The organism is Pseudarthrobacter humi, assembly GCF_024294965.1.
GTDB lineage: Bacteria > Actinomycetota > Actinomycetes > Actinomycetales > Micrococcaceae > Arthrobacter > Arthrobacter humi.
The window spans coordinates 116871-138493 of the sequence record NZ_JANCLV010000006.1 but is presented as its reverse complement, the minus strand read 5'-3'; the positions used below and the strand labels follow the sequence as shown (position 1 = coordinate 138493).

General features: G+C 67.1%; 16 protein-coding genes. 7 read left to right on the top strand and 9 right to left on the bottom strand.

Translation table 11 applies throughout. The annotated features are described in order from the left end of the window. Positions 1-48 precede the first annotated feature (48 nt). Positions 49-591 (bottom strand): dUTP diphosphatase, encoded by a 543-nt coding sequence (gene dut, locus NFC73_RS10895; RefSeq protein ID WP_254750094.1) that lies wholly within the window; start codon positions 589-591, stop codon positions 49-51. Positions 592-706: 115 nt separating this feature from the next. Here dut and NFC73_RS10890 point away from each other — a divergent pair, with 115 nt between their 5' ends. Continuing rightward, complete coding sequence (locus NFC73_RS10890) at positions 707-1204, top strand: DUF3093 domain-containing protein (RefSeq protein ID WP_254750092.1); 498 nt, start codon at positions 707-709, stop codon at positions 1202-1204. A gap of 22 nt (positions 1205-1226) precedes the next feature. Here NFC73_RS10890 and NFC73_RS10885 read toward each other — a convergent pair whose 3' ends face one another. Beyond that, positions 1227-1526 (bottom strand): DUF4193 domain-containing protein, encoded by a 300-nt coding sequence (locus NFC73_RS10885; RefSeq protein ID WP_254750090.1) that lies wholly within the window; start codon positions 1524-1526, stop codon positions 1227-1229. A 281-nt stretch (positions 1527-1807) separates the two neighbouring features. On the opposite strand from NFC73_RS10885, the gene sepH reads away from it, so the two are divergent. Further along, positions 1808-3184, top strand: coding sequence for a septation protein SepH (sepH, locus tag NFC73_RS10880; RefSeq protein WP_254750088.1), 1377 nt, complete (start codon positions 1808-1810; stop codon positions 3182-3184). A 4-nt stretch (positions 3185-3188) separates the two neighbouring features. Here the strand turns inward: sepH and NFC73_RS10875 are convergent, their stop codons facing one another. The 3 genes from NFC73_RS10875 to NFC73_RS10865 form a co-directional block, all read right to left on the bottom strand. Next, entirely contained in the window at positions 3189-4355 is a 1167-nt protein-coding gene (locus NFC73_RS10875) for an alkaline phosphatase family protein (RefSeq protein ID WP_254750285.1), read from the bottom strand. A 79-nt stretch (positions 4356-4434) separates the two neighbouring features. Then, positions 4435-5181: a DUF5998 family protein gene (locus tag NFC73_RS10870; RefSeq protein WP_254750086.1), complete on the bottom strand. Its 747-nt coding sequence runs from the start codon at positions 5179-5181 to the stop codon at positions 4435-4437. A gap of 42 nt (positions 5182-5223) precedes the next feature. Further along, on the bottom strand, positions 5224-7908 hold the full coding sequence (locus NFC73_RS10865; protein WP_254750084.1) for a bifunctional acetate--CoA ligase family protein/GNAT family N-acetyltransferase: 2685 nt from the start codon (positions 7906-7908) through the stop codon (positions 5224-5226). Between the two features lie 111 nt (positions 7909-8019). On the opposite strand from NFC73_RS10865, the gene NFC73_RS10860 reads away from it, so the two are divergent. Together NFC73_RS10860 and NFC73_RS10855 are read left to right on the top strand one after the other, a co-directional pair. Next, the gene (locus NFC73_RS10860; protein ID WP_254750082.1) at positions 8020-10530 is read left to right on the top strand and encodes a DNA gyrase/topoisomerase IV subunit A; all 2511 of its coding nucleotides are present in this window, start codon (positions 8020-8022) and stop codon (positions 10528-10530) included. Positions 10531-10539: 9 nt separating this feature from the next. Then, complete coding sequence (locus NFC73_RS10855; RefSeq protein WP_254750080.1) at positions 10540-11058, top strand: DinB family protein; 519 nt, start codon at positions 10540-10542, stop codon at positions 11056-11058. 6 nt (positions 11059-11064) lie between these two features. On the opposite strand, the gene cydD is transcribed toward NFC73_RS10855, so the two are convergent. From cydD to NFC73_RS10840, 3 genes are read right to left on the bottom strand one after another with little or no spacing between them, the layout of a single operon-like run. Then, the gene (cydD, locus tag NFC73_RS10850; protein ID WP_254750078.1) at positions 11065-14550 is read right to left on the bottom strand and encodes a thiol reductant ABC exporter subunit CydD; all 3486 of its coding nucleotides are present in this window, start codon (positions 14548-14550) and stop codon (positions 11065-11067) included. A 6-nt stretch (positions 14551-14556) separates the two neighbouring features. After that, the gene (gene cydB / locus NFC73_RS10845; protein ID WP_254750076.1) at positions 14557-15606 is read right to left on the bottom strand and encodes a cytochrome d ubiquinol oxidase subunit II; all 1050 of its coding nucleotides are present in this window, start codon (positions 15604-15606) and stop codon (positions 14557-14559) included. A gap of 22 nt (positions 15607-15628) precedes the next feature. Further along, positions 15629-17221 carry a cytochrome ubiquinol oxidase subunit I gene (locus NFC73_RS10840; RefSeq protein ID WP_254750074.1) on the bottom strand — a complete coding sequence of 531 codons (1593 nt, stop codon included), beginning with the start codon at positions 17219-17221 and terminating at the stop codon, positions 15629-15631. 261 nt (positions 17222-17482) lie between these two features. Here NFC73_RS10840 and NFC73_RS10835 point away from each other — a divergent pair, with 261 nt between their 5' ends. Beyond that, entirely contained in the window at positions 17483-17869 is a 387-nt protein-coding gene (locus NFC73_RS10835; RefSeq protein ID WP_254750072.1) for a BlaI/MecI/CopY family transcriptional regulator, read from the top strand. A 6-nt stretch (positions 17870-17875) separates the two neighbouring features. Further along, the gene (locus tag NFC73_RS10830; protein ID WP_254750070.1) at positions 17876-18913 is read left to right on the top strand and encodes a M56 family metallopeptidase; all 1038 of its coding nucleotides are present in this window, start codon (positions 17876-17878) and stop codon (positions 18911-18913) included. A gap of 18 nt (positions 18914-18931) precedes the next feature. On the opposite strand, the gene NFC73_RS10825 is transcribed toward NFC73_RS10830, so the two are convergent. After that, positions 18932-21040 carry a DNA gyrase/topoisomerase IV subunit B gene (locus NFC73_RS10825; RefSeq protein WP_254750068.1) on the bottom strand — a complete coding sequence of 703 codons (2109 nt, stop codon included), beginning with the start codon at positions 21038-21040 and terminating at the stop codon, positions 18932-18934. Between the two features lie 255 nt (positions 21041-21295). Between NFC73_RS10825 and NFC73_RS10820 the strand changes: the two genes are divergently transcribed. Further along, positions 21296-21517 carry a DUF7455 domain-containing protein gene (locus NFC73_RS10820; protein ID WP_056345317.1) on the top strand — a complete coding sequence of 74 codons (222 nt, stop codon included), beginning with the start codon at positions 21296-21298 and terminating at the stop codon, positions 21515-21517. Positions 21518-21623: the final 106 nt, after the last annotated feature.

Here is a 21623-nt window from a genome sequence, read left to right as displayed (position 1 = left end):
AGTCTTGCTGCCGCGGGCAACCAACTCTGGTTGCCGCCGTCGGCTGTGTCAGGCGTTTGGCGAGGTGAAGCCGCCGGTGGATCCGAATCCGCCGGCTCCCCGCACCGATGCGCTCAATTCGTTGACGGGGACAAACTGCGCATATTCCACCCGCTGGATCACCATCTGTGCAATTCTATCGCCGCGCCGCAGCTCTATGGCGTTCCTGGAATCGGTGTTGAGGAGGGTCACGGAAATTTCCCCGCGATAACCGGCATCCACAGTGCCGGGCGCATTGACGATAGTCAGCCCATGCCTCGTGGCCAGGCCGGAGCGAGGGTGGATCAGGGCTACAAACCCGTCCGGCAGCGCGATGGAAACACCGGTAGCCACCAGCTTCCGCTCCCCCGGCGCCAGGACCACATCTTCCCGGGTCCGCAGGTCAGCTCCCGCGTCGCCGGGGTGGGCATAGGAAGGTGCCTCCAGCCCGGCGTCGAGCATTTTCAGCTGCACCTGCAGCGTCGGGGCCCCGTAGGCTGCGGCTGCATCCGGTGCAGGGCCGGCCAGCTCATCGTCAGGAACGGTTTCAACAGTGGCAAGTTCGTCAGTCACAGTCACTCACTCTAACGCCCAGCCGCTGTTCCGTCCTAGATTCAACGGGACGCCGCAGGCCAAGACCGGATGAACCCAAGATGAAATAGCCAGCCAAAGGTGGAAAGCTGGTGGCATGCCCGAATCCAGCTCCACCGCGCCCGTCCCTGACGCCCCCTCTGCCGGCACCCCGGCAGTTTTCCGGGAGAGGCTGTGGCCGAACGTCTGGATCTGGATCATCGCGGCGGGGATCTCCGGTGCCGGTATCCTCGTGTTCGCCCCGATCAGCATGGTTGCGGGCTATACGGCGGCCGGCGTCCTGTTTACGATCATTGCTGTCCTGCTCGTGCTGTCCACTCCGACGATCCTGGTCACCAGTGACGCCTTGACGGTAGGACGCGCCACCATTGAGCGCCGCTTCGTCGGCGATGCGGCAGCGTTCCACGGCAAGGACGCCACGGCCCAGCGCGGGACCCTGCTCAACGGCCTCGCCTACCTGTGCATCCGTGGCTGGATCGACCCGGTGGTGCGGATCGAAATCACGGACCCGTCAGACCGGACCCCCTATTGGCTGACGTCGTCCAGGCGGCCCGAGGAACTCACTGCCGCGCTTTCGCGGAACTGGGAAAAGTAGGAGAGATTAGGGGAATAGCCGTTCAGCCCTCGCACTCCTTGCAGTAGAAGTGGCCGTCCTCTTCCCGCGCAATCTGCGAACGGTGCCGGACCAGGAAGCACGAGGAACATGTAAACTCGTCCGCTTGTGGAGGCACCACCAGAACCAGCAGTTCCTCGCCGGACAGGTCCGCCCCGGGAAGCTCGTAGCCTGCGGCGAGGTCGCTTTCGTCCACATCAACCGCGGCCGTCGGGTTATCTGATCGCCGGGTTTTCAGATCCTCCAGCGAATCCTCAGTGAGGTCTTCTTCGGATTTTCGAGGCGCATCGTAGTCGGTGGCCATCGCGGTTTGACTCCGTTCCTTTCCGGTGAGCGGGTGACACCCTTGATAACGCCGGACACCCCGTGTTTGTGCCCGGCGTGGGCTCATCCTGCCGCATGCACGCGGCAAAATCCAGACTTCCGCGCGGGTACGGTCCCCTGGCACTGCGCAAACCCCCGCTGCTGACGGCACTGGCGTCCGAAAGTGCCGGAATATCGCGGCGCGCCCTTGCTCCTAACCCAAAAGGGTGCCGGTGAGTGGCAGAGTTTCGATTGATAGTAATGCCAGGGTGGAGGATTTGTATGCAGGATCTACGGCTTGTAGGCGTACACGACGACGGGGAGCATCTCCTGTTGAGCGGTGCCGGCGGCGAGATGTTCCAGCTGCCGATCGATGAAGCACTGCGGACGGCCAGCCGGTCTTCGGCGAAGACGGCTTCCGCGGCTGCGCCCATTGCCATGTCCCCGAGGGACATCCAGTCACGGATCCGCAGCGGTGCCACCGCAGCGGAGGTGGCTGAGCTTGCCGGGCTTCCCCTCGCAAAGGTCGAACGGTATGAGGGGCCGGTCCTTGCCGAGCGGGAGTATGTGGCGCAACAGGCGCGGAAGGTGGAAGTGGCTTCGCCCTCCCCCGGCCATGACACCTACCGCTCCGTTTTCGGCGACCACCCGGCTTCCCTCCACGACATGGTCAACCACCGGCTCTCAGCCCACGGGATTGAACCTTCCACCGTGGAGTGGGATTCGTGGCGGCGCCAGGACGGCAACTGGACCGTAGTGGCCCGTTTTGAAGCCAAAAAGGACGGCACCTCCGGCATCGGGGAAGACCCGCCTGCGCGGTGGACGTTCAGTCCGGCCCGCAAGTCGCTGCAGAACGCCAACCGCTGGGCCCAGCAGCTCAGTGAGCTGGAACCGCTGGACGGCCCCGTTCCGGCCCGCCGTCTCACTGCCGTCTCGGACCGGCCGTTTGACTTTGAAACCGACGCGGAAGCAGCGGCCGCCCGAAATTCGACCGGCCCGCATTCCGTCCCGCCGGCCAGGGAATCTGACGGTCTCCTGGATATGCTCCGTTCACGCCGCGGCCAGCGCCTGGGTGTCGACGAGGACGCGGACGACGCCCTGGCGCTGTTGCTGACCCACGGCGTGCCCGCTGCCCATCCACGTCCCTCGGAAGTGGCCCCTGAACCGGATTCCAGGGAACAGAACTACCGGGAGCCCGAAACGCGCGAGCCAGCACGTGCCGAGTCCACCACGCCGGACGACGCCGCGCCTGCCGCCGATCCACTCACCCGCAAACGTGATGCGCGGCCGTCAATGCTGTCCCGGCTGAGCCTCATCCCCCCGCACCGGGACGCCGAGGATGATGACGTCCTGAAACTGCACGACGGCGTCAGCACCGACACGAGGGAAGTCACCATTGTGGCGTCCCCGCTTCGTCCCGCAGGGCAGGGTGCCCCCGGCGAGACAGCTCCGGGGCGTTCCGCACCGAACGTGGGCCTGGACGAACTGCTGGGCGGCGGCAGCCCGCGGCGGGCAGCCTACGCCGCCGGCACCGACGACGCAGGATCGGGCCAGCACCACGACCATGACGCGGACCAGCCTGAACGGCAGCCCGCAAAACCGAAGCGGTCCACGGTTCCCAGCTGGGACGAGATCGTCTTCGGGACCAAGCGGGACTGACGCCTCAGCGTCGCCGTGGCTTGCCTTCGGCCCTAAAGCACAGCAGCGGTACTTCGCGTTCCGCTTTGGTCAGCGAGCCGTGCTGGCCCACTACCTCCATGGCGGCCGGGCGCCCGCGGCGGGTGTCGTAGAGGGCCAGCGCGTCCCGCGCCGCGATCATGATGTCGCCAATCCGGGGCCCGACGGCCGGGCGCAGTGTCCCGAACAGTCCGGCGGCGATGGCATCTTCCCGCGTAAAGGCCCAGATCCTGTCGCCGAAACGGGCACGCCACGCGCCCAGCAAGCGCTCCCGGCCCGCGGCGTCTGCCGGATCCTCAAGGTAGAGATGGACCATCCGGGGCTCTCCCGCCGTATGCCGCACGCCGTCAATAAGCGACGCGTCCGCGGCGAAGTCGATCCGCTGATGTTCCGGGACGTCGAGCATCCCGTGGTCCGCGGTGAGGAGGACGGTGGTCCCGGCCGGCAGCGACGCGTGGAGCCGTTTGACGGTTGCGTCGAGCTCTTCGAGCTGGTGTTCCCACTGTTCGGACTGGCAACCGTGCCGGTGGCCCGCCTTATCCAGTTCGTTGACGTAGAAGTACATCAGGGACTTGCCAGCCGTGTCCATGGCTTCGGCGGCGGCTTCTGTGCGCGCGTGGGCCGTCACGGCTGAGACGAAATTACCGCCGCGGAGGGCCGCCTGCGTCATGGGCGAGTCGCCGAACTGCGGCAGGCTGACGGTGGTCACATTCACTGATTCGGCGGCCCGTTGGAGGACGGTAGGGAACGGCTGCCACTCGGCGGGGTCCACCTTGGCATCCCAGTTGCCGAGCATGTTGACCACCTTGTCCTGGTCCGGGTCCAGGACGTCGTAGCCCACCATTCCGTGCTGGCCGGGCGGGAGCCCTGTGCCGAAGCTGGCCAGGGCTGCGGCCGTGGTGGAGGGGAACGTGGAGTCCAGCCATACCGGAACTTCGCCCTGACCGGACTGCATCACGGAGCGCAGGAACGGCGTGTGGGCGGACTTTTGTTTCAGCAGGTTCCGGCCCAGGCCGTCGGCCAGGACCACGCAGACGCGAGACGCCGGCGGAAGGCCCAGGGTGTTCGTGAAACCTTCTATGCCGAGGCTTGCGGCCGCGCTGGTGAGGACGTCCGCGATAGACCGCCGGCCAAAGGCGGGCGCGGGCGGCATGCTCAGCTGCGCGGCGGCCCCTTGGGAAACCGCTGCGGAGGCGACTGAGGAGACTGTTGCTTTCCCTTGGTCCGGCATCTCAGCGCTGCTGGTGCCCGCGGCTGAGCCTGTTTCCGAACACACCCGTCCGGGGCCGGGGCTGGAGCGTCTGGCCGGCGTGCGGCATGGGAGCCGTGGAACCTGTGTTCACGGCCCGCAGGGCGCGGGCAAAGAGTTTGGCGTCCTGGACGGCCAGCGGACCGTCTGCTTCGGCGCTGATCCGCAGGACGATGTCCTCCTGGGCAATGGTGCCGCTGTAGCCGTGGTCTGCCTCGCATTGCGGGTCTCCGCAGCTCGCGGGGCCCATGTCCAGCCGCTGGCCGCCGGACCAGGCAATGGCGAGGGTGACTTCCCGGACCGGATCCGAGGGCTTGTAGTCCTGCGGCTGGGAGTACATGTAGCTCAGGACCACGGAGCGGATCTGCGCGACGGGCACGGATTCGGTGGAGATCTGGGCCACGATCTGTTCGCCGGCGTCATCGAGCTGCTGGTCGTCCACATGGGTGATCACCAGCATGTCTGCGGTCAGGACCAGCACGGTGATGTGGCGGCGGACTTCGGCCCGGTCAAAGTGGGTTTCCAGGTGGACGAGGTGGGCCACGCATTCGCGCCCGTCCAGGGCGTCGTCAACGACGTCGGCCACCAGGCGCGGGTAGAAGCCCGCTTTCTGGAGCGCACCGTCCAGGCTCTGGCCGTGGGGTGTGTGGCTGTGTGAGCTGTGGGGGCGGGTTGCCTGGTTGTCACTGCCGGAAGTGGAAGGCGTCGACGGGGAAGGCTGTGAGCTCATTCCCCCATTTTCACAGATCGGCCGTGGACATGCTAACCGCGGTCAGCCCAGCATTGCCCGGCGGGCGCTGTCAGTGCGCTGGGCTGCGTTGCCGATCCGGATATCTGCGGCCAGGATGGACACGCCCTGGGTCCCGCAGAGAACAGGGTTGAATTCCACCAGCGCGATCTCCGGATGGTTGTCCTTCATCCAGGCCAGCCGTCCGGCGACCTCCTCCAAAGCGTCAATGTCCACGGCGGGAAGGCCCTGGTAGCCGAAGAGTTTGCGGGCGGCCCGGGGCCCACGGATGAAGTCCTTCACGTCCGCAGCGGACAGCGGCGGCACTCGGTGCGCCCAGTCATCCAGCAGGTTTACAGCGTCCCCGGCCAGCCCGAAGGAGACCACCGGCCCCAGCAGCGGATCCTCAATGGCCCGGAACGTGCACGCCTGCCCCACCGGGGCCATGGACTGCACCTCCAGTGCCCGGGAACCGTACGGTGCCAGCGAGCGCCGCATCTGCACGATGTTGCGGCGAAGGGACTCCGGGTCCTCAATGTCGAGGCGGACTCCGCCCAGGTCGATGCGGTGGCGAAGTGCCGGGTCGGTGGTTTTCAGCGCGACCGGCCAGCCCAGCCTGCCGGCTGCAGCGACGGCCTCATCTTCTGAGTCGAACCCGGCGGACGGCAGCACCGCAATGCCGTAGTGCGCCAGCAGCTCTGCCGCGGACGCCGGCTCCAGGGTCTTGAGCTGCTCGCCGTGGACATCGTGCAGGAGCTGATCCAGCAGGATTCGTGCGCCCTCCGGATCGCAGCCGTCGGGCCGGACAAAGTGGCCGGGGTCCCGCGCCGCCCATTCCGCGTAGCGCACCACGGCGGCGAGCGCCGCCACAGCCGCACCGGCGTTCGAGAAGCATGGCACTGTCCGGCCGTCGCCTCCCACCATGCCCTCCACGTAGATGGAAGGATCAAGGATGCCGGCGAAGGCAGCGACTACCGGCTTTCCGGCCGCGGCCGAGCATTCGGCCAGCACCTCGGCGATATGGTCCACGGTCAGGCCACGCACCGGCAGCAGCGCGGCCACCACGGCGTTGACGGCGTCGGACGCGAGCGTGTCCTGGAGGCTCTGGCGGAGGGCAGGCAGCGCCAGTGACATGCCGGCGTCGAGATCCACGTCCGTGATGATGTTATCCACTGTCAGGCCGTGGGCCTCGGCGCTGTCCGCCACCACTTTGCCCAGCGCCAGGGAATTGCTGAAGATGGCCAGTCCGGGCCCTGCCGGGAGCGGCTGGCCCGACACGATCTGGGTGACGTCCATCAGCTGTTCGATGGTCTCCACCCGGATCACGCCGGCCTGGCGCATCATGGCGTCCAGCGCACCGGCGGGCGCCTGGGTGGTCCGGACGGCGTGGCCCGGCGGCAGCCGCAGGCCCATGGTTTCCGATTTCGCCACCACCACGGGCTTGGTGCGGGCGAGCCGCCGGGCGATCCGGGAGAATTTGCGGGGGTTCCCGATCGACTCCAGATAGAGGCCCACCGCGGCGGTGTCGGCGTCGTCCTCCCAGAACTGCATCATGTCGTTGCCGGAGACGTCCGCTCGGTTCCCCGCCGACAGGAACGTGGACAGGCCCAGCCTGCGGCGGTGAGACGCCGCGTAAAGGGAAACACCGATCGCCGCCGACTGGCTGAACAGGCCCAGGCCCCCGCGCCGCGGCAGTGAGGGCGCCATGGAGGCGTTCAGTTTCACATCGGGATGGGTGTTCACGATCCCCAGGGACGCGGGCCCGATCACCCTCATGCCGTTGGCCCGGGCCTTACGGACCAGGTTGCGCTGGCGGGTGAGGCCGCGTTCACCGTCGTCCGCGAAGCCGGCGGAGGCAATCACCAGCCCCTTGACCCCGGCCGCGGCGCACTGGTCAACCACGGTGTCCACTTCCTCGTACGGGACGGCGATCACAGCCAGCCCCACCGGCTCCGGGATCTCGGAAATCCGGCCGAAGGACAGCATTCCGGCGAGCTCCAGTGCCTCCGGGTTGATGGCGTAGACCTGCCCGGAAAAACCGCCTTCAATGATGTGTTCGAGCAGCTGGTACCCCACTGTCCCCCATTTGCGGCTCGCGCCGATGACGGCAATGGACGTCGGCGCCAGCAGGTCCCGGACGCTCCTCGCCTCGGCGCGGTGCTCGCGTGCCTCCATCACCGCCCGGGACTTTTCGGTGGGGTCGATGTTGAACTCCAGGCTCACCACGCCGTCGTCGAAATGGCGTTTGACGTCGTAGCCGGCGTCGGCGAACACCATCAGCATTTTGCGGTTTTCGGGCAGCACTTCGGCGCTGAAGCGGCGGATCCCGTTTTCGTGGGCGGCTGCGGCAAGGTGTTCGAGCAGGATAGAGCCAATGCCCCGGCCCTGGTGGGCGTCGGCGATGTTGAACGCGACTTCGGCTTCGAGGGGGTCATCCAGCCTGTCGTAGCGGCCGATCCCCAGGATTTCGCCGCCGAAGGTGATCACCAGGGCAACCCGGTCCTTGTAGTCCACTTCCGTGAAGCGCTTGAGCTCCTTGCTGGACAGCCGGGCCTTGAATGCGAAGAAGCGCATGTAGATTGAGTTCTGCGACTGCCCGGTGTGGAAAGCCTGGACCGCGTCCGCATCGCTGGGGTGGATGGGCCTCAGATGGGCTGTACCGCCGTCACGGAGCACGACATCGGCTTCCCAATGTTCCGGATATTCGCCGTCCCCGGGCTGATCCACCATAGGCTTAGCCTAACCACAAACTGACGGCGCAGGCCGTGTGCCCGGAGTTATCCTCCACACCTGCGCCCAGACCACAGCACCACCCGTCACCCAGAAGGATCCACCAGCCCCATGGCCCGCCGCCAAAGCCCAGCCCCTGCCGGGGACGCACCCCAGGATTTCGTCGAGAACATCGTGGACATCGATGTCACGTCCGAGATGGAAGGCTCCTTCCTGGAGTATGCGTATTCGGTGATCTACTCCAGGGCCCTGCCTGACGCCCGGGACGGGCTCAAGCCGGTCCAGCGCCGGATCCTGTACATGATGAGTGAGATGGGCCTGCGTCCGGACCGCGGCCACGTCAAGAGCGCCCGTGTGGTGGGCGAGGTCATGGGCAAGCTCCACCCCCACGGCGATACCGCCATCTATGACGCCATGGTGCGGATGGCCCAGGACTTCTCGCTGCGCCTGCCGCTGATTGACGGCCACGGCAACTTCGGCTCCCTCGACGACGGTCCGGCGGCCCCCCGGTACACGGAGGCGAGGCTCGCGGCAGCAGCCCTGACGCTGACCGACCACCTCGACGAAGACGTGGTGGACTTCGTCCCCAACTACGACAACCAGCTGACCCAGCCGGATGTCCTCCCGGCCGCGTTCCCCAACCTGCTGGTCAACGGCGCCACGGGCATCGCCGTCGGGATGGCCACCAACATGGCCCCGCATAACCTGGTGGAAGTCATCTCCGCCGCACGGCACCTGATCGCCCACCCGGACGCGACCCTCGATGACCTCATGCGCTTTGTGCCGGGGCCGGACCTGCCAACAGGCGGCCGGATCGTGGGACTGGACGGCATCCGGGACGCCTACGCCACCGGACGCGGTTCCTTCAAAACCCGGGCGAAGGTGGAGATCGAGCAGCTCTCGGCCCGGCGCACCGGCCTGGTGGTCACCGAGCTTCCCTACATGGTTGGCCCCGAAAAGGTGATCGAGAAAATCAAGGACGCCGTCAATGGCAAGAAACTGACCGGGATCAGTGACATCGTTGACCTGACGGACCGCCAGCATGGTCTGCGCCTGGTCATTGAGCTGAAAAACGGGTTCAACCCGAACGCCGTCCTCCAGCAGCTCTACCGCTACTCGCCGATGGAGGATTCCTTCGGCATCAACAACGTGACCCTGGTGGACGGCCAGCCGCAGACCCTCGGCCTGGTAAAGCTGCTTTCCGTGTACGTGGAGCACCGGATCGATGTGGTGCGCCGGCGGACGTCGTTCCGGCTGGGTAAGAAGAAGGACCGCCTGCACCTGGTGGAGGGCCTCCTGATCGCCATCGTGGACATCGATGAGGTCATACAGATCATCCGCTCCTCGGATGAGGTGGCGGCGGCCAGGGTCCGGCTGATGTCCATCTACGATCTTTCCGAGATCCAGGCCAACTACATCCTGGAACTGCGGCTGCGGCAGCTGACCAAGTACTCCCGGATCGAGCTTGAAAAGGAGCAGGAGGAGCTGCGCCGCGAGATCGCGGAACTGGAAGCCGTCCTCGGCTCCGAGGAGCGGTTGCGCGGACTGGTGTCCTCCGAACTCGGCGAAATCGCCGAAAAATACGGCACGCCGCGGCGGACGGTCCTGCTCGAATCCGAGGCCGTCTCCCCCACCGTGGCGGCAGCCCTGGCGGCCGCCCCCAACGGCAAAGGCCAGGCCGCGCCGCTCGCCCTGGAGATCTCGGACGATCCCTGCTGGGCCATCCTGACGGCGTCGGGCCAGATCGCGCGCACGTCCAACCAGGAGCCCCTCGCCGAATCCGGGCCGCGGGCCAGGCACGACGTTTTCCGTTCAGTGGTCAAGACCTCGGCCCGCGGGGAAATAGCGGCGGTCACCTCACAGGGCCGGATGCTGCGGCTTCAGGTCATGGACATGCCGATGCTGCCGCCGATGTCCGGCCTGCCCAACCTCGCCGGCGGTGTCCCGGCCAAGGACTTCCTCACGCTGCTGAAGGGTGAAGCGCTGGTGGCGTTCGCCCCGCTGGATGAGGTCCTGGCCATCGGCACCGCCCAGGGCGTGGTCAAGCGGGTCCAGCCCGATTACCCCCTGAACCGCGAGGACTGGGAAGTCATTGCGCTCAAGGACAGGGACGAAGTGGTGGGTGTGGCGCCGGCCGGGTCAGAGGGGACCGATCTGGTGTTCCTGACCCGTGAGGCTCAGTTGCTCCGTTTCAGCGCCGCCAACGTCCGGGCCCAGGGAAGGACGGCCGGCGGCATGGTGGGCATCAAGCTCGGCGCCGGGGACCAGGTGCTGTTCTTCGGGGCGGTCACCGCCGACGACGACGCCGCCGTGGTGGTCACCATTGCCGGCACGAGCGGCGCCCTGCCGGGCACCGCTCCGGGTGCGGCGAAAGTGACGGCCTTCGCCGAATACCCTGCGAAGGGCCGTGCAACAGCCGGCGTTCGCGCACACAGGTTCCTCAAGGGCGAAGACACGCTGCTGCTGGCGTGGGCCGGGCACGGGCCTGCCAAGGCCTCATCGCTGGCCGGCATAGCCAGGTCGCTGCCGCAGGAGCACGGCCGCCGGGACGGTTCGGGAATTCCACTGTCCCAGGCAGTGGACGCGGTGGGTCCCGCCATGGCCTGGAGCGATCCGTCCTAGACTGCTGCCATGCCTATCATTCCTGATGAAAAGGACTGGACCTGGGTCCTCTCCCGGCCGTGCCCCGAGTGCTCCTTCGACGCGTCCACCGCAACACCGGCCACGGTGCCGGGCAGCGTGGAAAACATGCTCCCGCGCTGGCGGGCCGTCCTCCGCCGGCCTGACGTTGCAGAACGCCCGGATGACAGGACGTGGTCTGCGCTGGAATATGCCTGCCACGTCCGCGACGTCTTCACGCTGTTCGACCAGCGGCTGAACCTGATGCTCGACGTCGACGGCGCCCGGTTTGAGAACTGGGACCAGGACCAGACGGCAGTCGACAGTGATTACGCCAATGCCGATCCCGCCGTGGTCAGCGCCGAACTGACGGCCGAGGGTGAACAGATCGCCGAGTCCTTCGCCGGCATCCGGGAGTCGGAGTGGGGCCGGCGGGGCCGGCGCAGCAACGGCTCGGAGTTCACGGTCCTGACGCTGGCCCAGTACTTCCTGCACGACGTCGTCCACCACCTCCACGATGTGGACGGCTGAGGGGACTCAACCCACCAGCGAAGCAGCCGTGCCCGTCCGGGACAACGCCGGGAGTTCCAGCCGGGCGTCATCCGGCCGGATGTCGGCCGGATTGTGGGTGACCATGACCACTGTGCGGTCTTTCAGGCCGGTGCGGAGGTCTGCCAGCATTTCCCGTCCCGACTGTGCGTCCAGATGAGCCGTGGGCTCATCGAGCAGGATGACCTCGGCCCCCGTCAGCAGTGTCCGCGCCACGGCCAGCCGTTGCCGCTCGCCGCCGCTGAGGAAGGAACCACCCGGCCCGATCCGGGTGTCCAGCCCGGCCGGCAGCCGCGAGACCAGGGCACTGAGGCCGACGGCGGCCAACGCCGCTTCCAGCTCGGCGTCACCGGTGGCAGGAGCACCGGTGGCAGGAGCACCGGTGACAGGAGCACCGGTGACAGGCGGCGCATGGACGCCCAGCATGAGGTTGCCCCGCAGCGTCGAATCGAACACGTGTGCCTCCTGCGGGCACCAGGCCGCCGTTCCGGTCACCGCGGCCCGGCCCGTGGCGGCCGGCAGGAATCCCAGCAGGACGGCCAGCAGCGTGGATTTCCCCGCGCCGGACGGTCCGGTGACCGCCAGCCATGTGCCGGGTCCGGCCGTTGCGGAGATCCCGGAGAACACGGGTTCCCCGCCGGGCCAGGCCGCCCCGACGCCTTGCAGTTCAATCCCCGGGGCGGCACCGGAACGGGCGGGCACAGCATGCAGCCCGTCGCCGTCCCCGGTTCCGGTGCCGCCGCCCTCCAGCACCCCTGACTCCCCGACCCGTCGCATCACGCTGCGAAGCGCCGGGTACTGGCGCACCGCCGTCGTCACCGCCGCGTACGGTTCCACCAGCGCCAGCTGCAGCAGGACAACAACCGCGGCCGTGGCGGGCTCCAAAGTTCCTGCCAGCACCTGGGGTGCGGTCAGCACGGCGGCAGCCAAGGCGGCTGTGCCGCAGGCGGCGACGGTGATGGCCTGGCCGAGGCCTTCGGCCCACGCGGAACGCTGCGATGCCCGGGTGGCCAGGCGGTCCTCGGCGCGCAACGCGTCCAGAACGGTGCCGGCGATGCCGTTCGCGTGCAGCTCCGCCCGGGCATCCAGCGCAGCGGACGTGCGCCGCAGGACACCTGCCCGCAGGCTTTGTTCCGCTGTGGCCGAGCGGCGGTCCCCCCATAGGGCGGCCGCCGGCGCGACGAACAGGCTGACAGCTGCTGCCAAGGCAACGGCCGACAGCGCGGCAGGCGCCACGAGGGCGGTTGCCAGCAGTGCCGAACCGGCCACGGCGAGCGCCGTGGCGGGCGGCAGCACAACCCGCGGCAGCAGGTCCCGGACGGTGTCGACGTCGTCAATCACCGTACCCAGGACGTCGCCGCCCTGCAGGAGCCGCCGGACCGAGAGAGCCTTCCGGCTCAGTGATTCCCAGAGCCGGCCGCGCAGGCGGGTGAGGGCGCCGAAGACGGCGTCGTGGAGCAGGAGCCGTTCCCAGTAGCGCAGGACGGCGCGCCCGATCCCGAAGAACCGCACACCGACGATGGCAGTGAGCAGGTACAGGATGGGCGGCTGTTCGCTGGCCCTGATGATGAGCCAGCCGGAGAGGCCGGACAGCGCCACGGCGAACAGGGCGGCAAAGGTGCCCACCACGGCGGCGCCGGTGAACCTGCCGGCCACCGGAGCCAGCAGGCCGGCCACGAGGCGGGCAGTCCTGCTTGGCCGGGAATCCCCGGCCGCAAGGTTCTGCGTCCTCGCCGGGCGACGCCCAACAATTTCCGGGGCATCCTCTTGCTCCACGGCGGCCCTGGTTCCGGCCGGCTCTGCTCCTGCTGTCAGCACGGCTCCGTCGGAGGGCGCCGTGATGCCGTGGGCGGAAACAGGCACCAGGTGGTCAGCCAGCTCGCGGGTCTGCTGGTCGTGGGCCACCAGGATGACTGTCACCTGGCCCCGGAGGGCACGGATCGAGTCCTGCACCAGCGCCGCCGACACGCCGTCGAGGTGTGCGGTGGGCTCGTCGAGAAGCAGCAAGGTGGCACCGGACCTGATGCGGGCCAGGCCGCGCGCCAGCGCAACGCGCCGCAGCTCGCCCGGGCTCAGTTCGGCCGGATGGTGTCCGGCGAGGTGCCCGGCAGCCGCAGCGGCCAGACAATCCGTGGCCGCCTCGGCTGCTGCCGGCGTATCTGAGCCCCTTCCGCCACCGAGGTACAGCATGACCTCCTCAAGCACGGAGTCCGCCACCATCACCGGGTGCTGCGGCACCCAGGCGATCGCGTCGCGTGCCAGGCCGGAGAGGCGGCCGGAAACCGTGGTGCCGCCGCCGTCCCCGATGGTCCCGGCCAGCACGCCAAGGACGGTGCTTTTGCCGGCGCCGCTGGGACCGTCCAGGGCAGTGATCAGCCCGTGCGGGGCAGCGAACGTTAACGGCCCGACGGCGGGAGCAGACCGTCCGGGGTACGTGACACTGAGGCCGGTGACCGTCACTCCCCCGGACCCGGGCACGGAACCCCGGCTGCCGCCGTCGGACGCGGCAGCTTCGCTTTCCTGTGCTGGCAGCGGCCGCGGCTCGGGTGCTTCAGTGACCTTCCTGCTCTCGGCCAGGGCCGCCCGGCCGTCATCACTGGCGTGGTGGGCGGTGCCCAGCTCGCGCAGCGGCAGGTAGCAGTCCGGCGCAAGGATCAGCACCAGGAGGCCGGCCTCAAGCGGCATGTCGCCGTGCACCAGGCGGACGCCGATGAATACGGCAACCACTGCTACGGAAATGGTGGCGATCAGTTCCAGCGCCAGTGCGGACAGGAATGCGGTGCGCAGCGTCCCCATGGTCCTGGTGCGGTATTCCTCCGAGATCTCCTCGAGGGCCCTGCGCTGCGCGGTGGCACGGCCCAGCCCCACCAGCATGGGAAGGCCCTTGGCGAGTTCCAGCATGTGTGCGGACAGCCGTGTCAGGGTTTCCTGGGCCTCGCGGACATGGTCCTCGGTGTAGCGGCCGATCAGCACCATAAACAGCGGAACGAGCGGAACTGTCAGGACGATCACCACGGCGCTGACCCAGTCGGTGAACAGGATGCGGGCCCCGAGCAGCAGCGGGATCGCGGCGCAGTTCACCAGGGCGGGGAGGAACTGCAGGTAATAGCTGTCCAGCGCATCCAGCCCGCGGGTGGCCAGGACGGCCAGCCCGCCGTCGGCCGGGCCGGTGCTCCGGGCACCGTTCCGCAGGGCCCGGGCCAGCAGCTCGGAGCGGAGTTCCTCCTTGATGCCCAGCGCCGCGCGGCGCGCGGCGATGCCCTGGGCCCAGACGGTGGCGGACCTCAGGAAAACGCCCGCCAGGCCCCAAGGCAGCTGCTCGGCCCACGACCCGTTGCCGGTGGCCAGCCCGGCCAGCATGGCAGCCACGGCCTGCCCCATCAGGACCAGTGACAGCGCCTTCAGCGCTGCCAGCAGGCCAAGCCAGTAGATGGCGGAGCGTGTGGCCGGTCCGGCCGGAAAGTCCGGGCGCACGGCCGGTCAGCCCTTCGTGGTGAATGCCCGGACGGCAATGGCCGGCAGGAAGCTGTGGGCCGCGGGGATCTGGGACGCGCTGACACGGCGTCGGAACACCCAGTAGGTCCACGCCTGGTAGGTGATCACCAGGGGCAGGCCAACGGCTGCCACCACACTCATGAGCCCGAGCGTGTAATCGGACGACGACGCGCTGGCAACAGTGAGGTCAAAAGCAGGGTCCAGGGTGGAGGGCAGCACCACCGGGAACACCGCACCGAAGATTGACGCGCTGCCGAGGATGAGGAAGACCCCCATCGCCATAAACGCCCGGCCTTCGGATCCCCGCCGTGCCAGGAACCAGGCGGCTGCTGCGGCAATGACGGCCACGATCACGGCCGCCCAGGTCCACGGCTTGCCCTCCAGGAACTGGATGATGAGTGCCCAGCCCGCCAAAGGCAGCAGCAGGACCGGAAGCAGCCGGACGAACCAGCGGCGCGCGCGGTGGCGCACGTCGCCGTCGGTCTTCAAGGCGAGGAACGCCAGCGCGTGCAGCAGGGAGAACCCCGCCACGGCCAGCCCGCCCAGTACGGCGTAGCCGCTGAACCACGCGAACGCACCTCCTTCGCGGTCGCCGTTCGCGTTCAGCGGCAGGCCGGTGGTGGTCAGGGCCAGGGCAGCGCCGATGCCGAACGCGGCGAAGAAGGAGCCCAGGGCTATGGCCCAGTCCCAGCGCGACCGCCATGTGTCCGTGTCACCCTTGCCGCGGTATTCGAACGCCACGGCACGGAAGATGAGGGCAACCAGCACCACCAGGAGCGGGAGGTAGAGGGCGGAAAACAGCGAGGCGTACCAGAGCGGGAACGCCGCAAACGTTGCGGCTCCGGCCGTGATCAGCCAGACCTCGTTGCCGTCCCAGACCGGGCCGACGGTGTTCAGCAGCACCCGGCGCTCGGTGTTGTTCCGCGCGAAAAGCTTCATCAGCATTCCCACACCGAGGTCAAAGCCTTCAAGGAAGAGGTAGCCGGTCCAAAGCACCGCGATGACGATGAACCAGATGGTGGGCAGCAGTTCCATGCTCGAGTATCCTCTGCTCTTCTTAGTAGGCGAATGCCAGGACGTCGTCGGCGGGCTTGCCGGTGCCGGGGCCCTTGTTGGCGTCCCCGTTTTCGTCGGCCGGGGTGTGGGTCAGTTCCGGCATCGCGGACACCACACCGCCCCGGATGAACTTGACCAGGAGCTTGACCTCAACCACCAGCAGCGCGGCGTACACGGCGGTCAGGACGATCAGTGACGTCAGCAGCTCACCGGCCGAGACTCCGGGTGAGACTGCGGCGGCGGTGAACATAAACACCTGGTCGATGCCGTTCAGGTCCGGGTTGGGTGCCACCACAAACGGCTGCCGGCCCATCTCCGTGAAGATCCAACCGGCCGCGTTGGCGCCGAACGGGGCCAGGATGCCGAACACCGCCAGGCGCATCAGCCAGCGGGACGCCGGCACGGTGCCCTTCCGGGTCACCCACAGCGCGATGAGCGCCGCCAGTGCCGCAAGGCCGCCGAAGCCGATCATCATCCGGAAGCCCCAGTACGTGACTTCCATGACCGGGACGTACTCGATCTCCTGGCCGGCACGCTCGCCGTAGATCGGGTTCTCCGGCAGGTGGGTTCCGTAGTCGGCCTTGTACTGGTCCAGGAGGCTGTTGACGCCCTTGACTTCGGTAGTGAAGTCGCCCTTGGCGAGGAAGGACAGGATGCCCGGGACCTCGATCAGTGCCACAATCTCGTCGCAGTTCTTAGAGCCAAGGTTCCCGACGCTGAGGACGGAGAAGCCGGTGCCGTCGTGGCAGGCGGCTTCAGCCGCGGCCATCTTCATGGGCTGCTGCTCAAACATGAGCTTGCCCTGCAGGTCGCCGGTCAGGGCGGTGCCGGCGAACGAGATCATGGCGACGACGGCGCCGATCCGCAACGAGCGGATCCACACTTTGTAATCGGTCCGGTCACGGCCGGGGATGGCCGCTTCGCCGGGAATCACCTTCCCGTCGGCGCCGATGGTGTCGATGCCGTCCGTGCGCCTGCGCCAGAGGTGGTACCAGGCGATGCCAAGGAGGAAACCGCCGGCGACGGCCAGCGCCCCCATCAGCGTGTGCGGAAAGGCCACCAGGGCGGTGTTGTTGGTGAACACGGCCCAGGCGTCGGTCATGACCGGCCGGCCGTCAATGATCTCCGCGCCCACCGGATGCTGCATCCAGCTGTTGGCGACAATGATGAAGTAGGCGGAGAACACCGATCCCACCACGGCCACCCAGAGGCAGGCCAGGTGGATGCCCGGCTTCAGCTGCTTCCAGCCGAAGATCCACAGGCCCAGGAACGTGGACTCCACGAAGAAGGCCAGCAGCGACTCCAGGGCCAGCGGCGCCCCGAACACGTCTCCCACGAAGCGGCTGTACTCGCTCCAGGCCATGCCGAACTGGAACTCCTGCACAATGCCGGTGGCCACGCCCATAATGAAGTTGATCAGGAAGAGTTTGCCCCAGAACTTGGTCATCCGGAGATATTCCACCTGGCCGGTGCGGTGCCAGAGCGTCTGCATTACGGCCACCACCAGGCCCAGCCCGATGGTGAGAGGCACCATCATGAAGTGGTAGACGGTGGTGATGCCGAATTGCCAGCGTGCGATTTCCAGAGCTTCCACAGCAGTCCCTCGGGTTGGCGGTGCTATTTTCTACGCGACGTAGAACTTTGACTTCTACAGAGTGTAGAACAATGCGGCGGGCACTGTAAACCAACAGTTCCACCTGGAAGTGGCTCCCACAAGGCCGCGGCGCGCCGAGTGTTCTACCGTACGTAGAAACTCAGGCGAAAAACAGGTAAATTTGTTCTTGTATATGTATCGCTAGAGCAGTCACCGCGGCCGCCAACGGCCCGGTGCGGGGAAATCGAAGGATGTATCGCAATGGCAAGTCTTGGCGAACTGGAACGGGCAGTGATGGATCTGCTCTGGGCGGGCCACGAAGCAGCCACCGCGAATACCTTGCGCGACAAACTGGCAACCACCACCGAGGCAAGCGGGGATGCTGCCGGGCATGAGGGCAAGGAGCTTGCCGTCACCACGGTCCTGACCGTCCTCTCACGGCTTGAGAAGAAGGGCCTGGTGGAGCGTGAACGCGGCATGCGGCCGCACCGCTACCAGGCCGTTTCCAGCAGGGAAGACCACACGGCGGAGCTGATGCACGAAGTGCTGGGCTCAGCGCCTGACCGTGAAGCCGTGCTGGCACGGTTCATCGGCTCCGTGACGGACAGTGAAGCGGAAACACTGCGCAAGCTGCTTGGCCACATCTAGCGGACCATGTTCTGGACCTCGTATCTGCTGGCGGTCCTCGCGATAGTCCTGGCGTGGCCAGTGCCTATCCTGCTTTCCCGTGCCTCGTGGCCTGCCCGGTCACCGTTCACGGCCATGCTGCTGTGGCAGGCCATAGCACTTGCGGGCGGGCTGTCCATGATCGGCGCCATGCTGGTCTACGGGCTCGAACCGATCGGCGACAACCTCATCTCCGGGCTTCGCGGGCTGGCGGATATGGTCCTGTTCAACGCGCCCACCACGGCCTTGGGCTTCTGGCATCTGTTCGCCCTGTCCGCCGCGGCGCTGCTCACCGCCCACCTGGTCTTCACCCTCTTGCTGACTTACTACAAGATCGAACGGCAGCGGCGCCGGCACCGGGAACTCCTGGCCCTGTTGGCCGCCCCGTCCGTCGACGCGGCCCGCACGGTGGTCATCAGCCACGATTCACCCGTGGCCTATTGCCTGCCCGGCGGGGCCCGCTCCGTCACGGTACTTTCGGACGGCCTGATGGCCGCGCTGGAGCCGGCTGAGTTGCGGGCCGTCCTGAGCCACGAGAATGCCCACCTCAGCCAGCGCCACCATCTCCTGCTCTGGGCGTTTGCCGCGTGGCGCCAGGCGCTCCCCTGGCTGCCTACCACCCGCCTCGCTCAGGAGGCGGTGAACTCGCTCATCGAAATGCTGGCGGACGACGTCGCGCTGAAGACGGAAAGCAAGGCCACGCTCATCAAGGCGATCGCCATTGTTGCCAGCGGCCCCACCGGAGGTATGGCGGCGGGTATGACGACAGGAATGGGGGCGGGGATGCCGGGAAGCATGGCAGCCGCCGCCATGCCGTCCGCGCACCCCGGCCTTGCCCTGGACGGGCTTGAGGCGCCCACCGGCGCGGTCTCAGGTTCTGCCCGGACCACTATTTCCCGGGTCAGTCGGCTGCTGTCCCCCGAGCCGCAGCTGCCTGCCGCCGCCCGCGGGATGGTGCTTGCCGGCTCCGCCCTGCTCCTGGCCGTGCCCACCGCCCTGCTGATCGTGCCGGGCCTGCTGGGCTGATCCCCCCGGCGTGAGCCGTCAGGCGTCGATCCGCTCCCGGTCCAGGCTGGAGGCGCCGGCGATGATGAAGTCTTTGCGGGGGGCAACATCGGATCCCATCAGCAGGTCGAACGTGTCTTCGGCATGCTTCGCATTCTCGATCCCCACCTTGCGCAGCGTCCGGTGCCGCGGGTCCATGGTGGTCTCGGCAAGCTGTCCGGCGTCCATCTCGCCCAGGCCCTTGTACCGCTGGATCGGTTCCTTGTAGCGCTTGCCTTCCTTGGCCAGCCGGGCCAGGAGCACATGCAGTTCCGCCTCCGAGTAGGTGTAGATCATCTCGTTGGCTTTCTGCCCGGCGTTGATGACCTCCACCCGGTGCAGCGGCGGCACGGCAGCATAGACCCGTCCCGCGTCAATCATGGGGCGCATGTACCGGAAGAAGAGTGTCAGCAGCAAGGTCCGGATGTGGGCACCGTCGACGTCGGCGTCGGTCATAAGAATGACCTTGCCGTACCGGGCCGCGTTGATGTCGAAGCTGCGTCCGGATCCCGCACCCACTACCTGGATCAGCGCAGCGCACTCCGTGTTGGACAGCATGTCCCCTACGGACGCCTTCTGCACGTTCAGGATCTTGCCGCGGATGGGCAGCAGCGCCTGGAAGTCCGAGGACCGCGCCAGCTTGGCGGTTCCCAGTGCAGAGTCGCCTTCCACGATGAACAGTTCGGAACGGTCGACGTCGTCCGTCCGGCAGTCGGCAAGCTTGGTGGGCATGGACGAGGTTTCCAGGGCATTCTTGCGCCGCTGGGTTTCCTTGTGCACCCGCGCGGAAATCCTGGACTTCATCTCGCTGACGATTTTTTCCAGGAGCAGCGCTGAGTGGGCTTTGTCGTTCCGGTTGGCTGAATTCAGCTTTGCGGTGATCTCCTGCTCCACCACCTTGGAGACGATGGCGCGGACGGCGGAGGTGCCAAGGATTTCCTTCGTCTGGCCCTCGAACTGCGGTTCGGCCAGCCGGACCGTCAGGACAGCTGTCAGGCCGGCGAAGATGTCATCCTTCTCGATCTTGTCGTTGCCGGCCTTCAGCTTGCGGGCGTTGGCCTCCACTGCTTTCCGGAACGTCTTGACCAGCGCCTGCTCGAAGCCCGACTGGTGGGTTCCGCCTTTGGGCGTGGCAATGATGTTGACGAAGCTGCGGACGGTGCTGTCATAGCCGATGCCCCATCGCAGAGCCACGTCCACTTCACAGTCACGTTCAACCTCGGCGAGCTGGCTATGGCCCCGTTCGTCGAGTACCGGCACGGTTTCCTTGAATTTGCCCGAGCCGTGCAGCCGCCAGACGTCGGTGACGGCGGGATCGGCGGCGAGGAACTCGACGAACTCGGACAGGCCTCCGTCGTGGTGGAATACCTCTTCGTGGCCGGCTGCTTCACCGGGGGTACCTGGCAGCCTGCGCTCATCGCGGACGGTGAGCTTGAGTCCCGGTACCAGGAAGGAGGTCTGTCGTGCCCGTGCGGCCAGTTCGTCGTAGGAGAACTTGGCGTCCGGCGTGAAAATCTGGCGGTCTGCCCAGTAACGGATCCGGGTCCCGGTCACACCACGCTTCGCCTTGCCCACAACATCCAGCACCGAGCCGTCCACAAACGGCGCGAACACCGCCGACGGGTCCAGCTTGGATCCCTGGTCCTTGAAGCGCCCAGGCTCGCCGCGGCGGAACGACATTTTGTAAGTCTTGCCGCCGCGGTCCACTTCAACGTCCAGGCGCGCAGACAGGGCGTTCACGACAGAGGCGCCCACGCCGTGCAGGCCGCCGGAGGCCGTATAGGACCCGCCGCCGAACTTGCCGCCCGCATGGAGCTTGGTGAAGACCACCTCGACGCCGGTGAGCCCCGTCTTGGGTTCCATGTCCACGGGGATGCCGCGGCCGTCGTCGTGGATTTCCACCGAGTTGTCCGCGTGCAGGATGATCTTGATGTCGTGCCCAAATCCGGCAAGGGCTTCGTCCACCGAGTTGTCGATGATCTCCCAGAGGCAGTGCATCAGCCCGCGCGAATCGGTGGAACCGATGTACATGCCTGGGCGCTTGCGGACGGCTTCGAGGCCCTCCAGGACAGAAAGGTGCCGGGCGGTGTAATCAGAACTTGGTGCCACGGGTTGTGTACTCCTTCAGTGACGGAACAGCTGGCGCTGCGGGCGCTCCATCAAGCCTAGTCGGCGCGGCCGCAGACAGAGTCCTGCCACACTTCCCACGGGCTGTGGGCAGGCCACTCGTTATCTTCCCGTGACCGAACCCGGCGGCTTGATCAATTCTTGAGGCTACGCGGACAGCGAACTTGACCCGTCCTTGCGATGGGACTGGTACGAATACTGGTTATATAGACATACAGATCTACTAAGGAGGCCGACATGACAACAGCAGTGGCAGACCGCACACTCAACGCACTGGACCGGTGCGACCGTTGCGGGGCTCAGGCGTATGTCCGCGTTGTACTCGAGTCCTCCGGCGGTGAGCTGCTGTTCTGCGGCCACCATGCCCGTGCAATCGAGGCGACGCTGAGGCCGTTGAGCTCAGACTGGCACGACGAGACGGGCAGGCTTCACGAGAAGGCTCCCGTGTCCGTCGACTGACCAGGCGCACCACAACCTGATACACCTCGAAGAGGACCCCTCCAGCCGGGGGGTCCTCTCTTGTCGTTAACTCCTGCCATGAAGCCCCAGACAGGAAAACGCGGGC